Genomic DNA, 2,753 nt, shown 5'->3' with positions numbered 1-2,753 from the left:
ATGCCAGGTCATCTGAAACAGCAGCGGAACGGAGCGCCTCTGCCGCGGCAGACGCAAAAACAGCGGCGGCGGGGAGTGCGTCAACGGCATCCACGAAGGCGACAGAGGCTGCGGGAAGTGCGGTATCAGCATCGCAGAGCAAAAGTGCGGCAGAAGCGGCGGCAATACGTGCAAAAAATTCGGCAAAACGTGCAGAAGATATAGCTTCAGCTGTCGCGCTTGAGGATGCGGACACAACGAGAAAGGGGATAGTGCAGCTCAGCAGTGCAACCAACAGCACGTCTGAAACGCTTGCTGCAACGCCAAAGGCGGTTAAGGTGGTAATGGATGAAACGAACAGAAAAGCCCACTGGACAGTCCGGCACTGACCGGAACGCCAACAGCACCAACCGCGCTCAGGGGAACAAACAATACCCAGATTGCGAACACCGCTTTTGTACTGGCCGCGATTGCAGATGTTATCGACGCGTCACCTGACGCACTGAATACGCTGAATGAACTGGCCGCAGCGCTCGGGAATGATCCAGATTTTGCTACCACCATGACTAACGCGCTTGCGGGTAAACAACCGAAGAATGCGACACTGACGGCGCTGGCAGGGCTTTCCACGGCGAAAAATAAATTACCGTATTTTGCGGAAAATGATGCCGCCAGCCTGACTGAACTGACTCAGGTTGGCAGGGATATTCTGGCAAAAAATTCCGTTGCAGATGTTCTTGAATACCTTGGGGCCGGTGAGAATTCGGCCTTTCCGGCAGGTGCGCCGATCCCGTGGCCATCAGATATCGTTCCGTCTGGCTACGTCCTGATGCAGGGGCAGGCGTTTGACAAATCAGCCTACCCAAAACTTGCTGTCGCGTATCCATCGGGTGTGCTTCCTGATATGCGAGGCTGGACAATCAAGGGGAAACCCGCCAGCGGTCGTGCTGTATTGTCTCAGGAACAGGATGGAATTAAGTCGCACACCCACAGTGCCAGTGCATCCGGTACGGATTTGGGGACGAAAACCACATCGTCGTTTGATTACGGGACGAAAACAACAGGCAGTTTCGATTACGGCACCAAATCGACGAATAACACGGGGGCTCATGCTCACAGTCTGAGCGGTTCAACAGGGGCCGCGGGTGCTCATGCCCACACAAGTGGTTTAAGGATGAACAGTTCTGGCTGGAGTCAGTATGGAACAGCAACCATTACAGGAAGTTTATCCACAGTTAAAGGAACCAGCACACAGGGTATTGCTTATTTATCGAAAACGGACAGTCAGGGCAGCCACAGTCACTCATTGTCCGGTACAGCCGTGAGTGCCGGTGCACATGCGCATACAGTTGGTATTGGTGCGCACCAGCATCCGGTTGTTATCGGTGCTCATGCCCATTCTTTCAGTATTGGTTCACACGGACACACCATCACCGTTAACGCTGCGGGTAACGCGGAAAACACCGTCAAAAACATTGCATTTAACTATATTGTGAGGCTTGCATAATGGCATTCAGAATGAGTGAACAACCACGGACCATAAAAATTTATAATCTGCTGGCCGGAACTAATGAATTTATTGGTGAAGGTGACGCATATATTCCGCCTCATACCGGTCTGCCTGCAAACAGTACCGATATTGCACCGCCAGATATTCCGGCTGGCTTTGTGGCTGTTTTCAACAGTGATGAGGCATCGTGGCATCTCGTTGAAGACCATCGGGGTAAAACCGTCTATGACGTGGCTTCCGGCGACGCGTTATTTATTTCTGAACTCGGTCCGTTACCGGAAAATTTTACCTGGTTATCGCCGGGAGGGGAATATCAGAAGTGGAACGGCACAGCCTGGGTGAAGGATACGGAAGCAGAAAAACTGTTCCGGATCCGGGAGGCGGAAGAAACAAAAAAAAGCCTGATGCAGGTAGCCAGTGAGCATATTGCGCCGCTTCAGGATGCTGCAGATCTGGAAATTGCAACGAAGGAAGAAACCTCGTTGCTGGAAGCCTGGAAGAAGTATCGGGTGTTGCTGAACCGTGTTGATACATCAACTGCACCTGATATTGAGTGGCCTGCTGTCCCTGTTATGGAGTAATCGTTTTGTGATATGCCGCAGAAACGTTGTATGAAATAACGTTCTGCGGTTAGTTAGTATATTGTAAAGCTGAGTATTGGTTTATTTGGCGATTATTATCTTCAGGAGAATAATGGAAGTTCTATGACTCAATTGTTCATAGTGTTTACATCACCGCCAATTGCTTTTAAGACTGAACGCATGAAATATGGTTTTTCGTCATGTTTTGAGTCTGCTGTTGATATTTCTAAAGTCGGTTTTTTTTCTTCGTTTTCTCTAACTATTTTCCATGAAATACATTTTTGATTATTATTTGAATCAATTCCAATTACCTGAAGTCTTTCATCTATAATTGGCATTGTATGTATTGGTTTATTGGAGTAGATGCTTGCTTTTCTGAGCCATAGCTCTGATATCCAAATGAAGCCATAGGCATTTGTTATTTTGGCTCTGTCAGCTGCATAACGCCAAAAAATATATTTATCTGCTTGATCTTCAAATGTTGTATTGATTAAATCAATTGGATGGAATTGTTTATCATAAAAAATTAATGTTTGAATGTGATAACCGTCCTTTAAAAAAGTCGTTTCTGCAAGCTTGGCTGTATAGTCAACTAACTCTTCTGTCGAAGTGATATTTTTAGGCTTATCTACCAGTTTTAGACGCTCTTTAATATCTTCAGGAATTATTTTATTGTCATATTG

5 protein-coding genes are annotated in these 2,753 nt (G+C 47.3%); 3 read left to right on the top strand and 2 right to left on the bottom strand.

What is annotated here, in order from left to right; genetic code table 11:
• Window positions 1-280 (bottom strand): hypothetical protein (locus IA22_RS37950; RefSeq protein ID WP_245229658.1); only part of this gene is annotated, 280 nt, incomplete at its 3' end.
• Between IA22_RS37950 and IA22_RS38435 the strand changes: the two genes are divergently transcribed.
• The 3 genes from IA22_RS38435 to IA22_RS36090 all read left to right on the top strand — a co-directional run bounded on the left by IA22_RS38435 (window position 252) and on the right by IA22_RS36090 (window position 2,070).
• The gene (locus tag IA22_RS38435) at window positions 252-368 is read left to right on the top strand and encodes a phage tail protein (protein ID WP_234409869.1); all 117 of its coding nucleotides are present in this window, start codon (window positions 252-254) and stop codon (window positions 366-368) included. The genes IA22_RS37950 and IA22_RS38435 overlap by 29 nt on opposite strands.
• Window positions 369-541: 173 nt before the next feature.
• Window positions 542-1,486 carry a phage tail protein gene (locus IA22_RS38480; RefSeq protein WP_015979257.1) on the top strand — a complete coding sequence of 315 codons (945 nt, stop codon included), beginning with the start codon at window positions 542-544 and terminating at the stop codon, window positions 1,484-1,486.
• Between the two features lie 11 nt (window positions 1,487-1,497).
• A complete protein-coding gene (locus tag IA22_RS36090; RefSeq protein ID WP_425277498.1) occupies window positions 1,498-2,070 on the top strand; it encodes a tail fiber assembly protein in 573 nt (190 codons plus the stop codon).
• Between the two features lie 128 nt (window positions 2,071-2,198).
• Here IA22_RS36090 and IA22_RS36085 read toward each other — a convergent pair.
• On the bottom strand, window positions 2,199-2,753 hold a 555-nt coding region (locus IA22_RS36085), incomplete at its 5' end, for a hypothetical protein (RefSeq protein ID WP_442684746.1).

This window comes from Kitasatospora papulosa, assembly GCF_000717245.1.
Taxonomy (GTDB): domain Bacteria; phylum Actinomycetota; class Actinomycetes; order Streptomycetales; family Streptomycetaceae; genus Streptomyces; species Streptomyces papulosus.
Note: the sequence above shows the minus strand (reverse complement) of the source record. Positions and strands in the feature narration are given on the sequence as shown.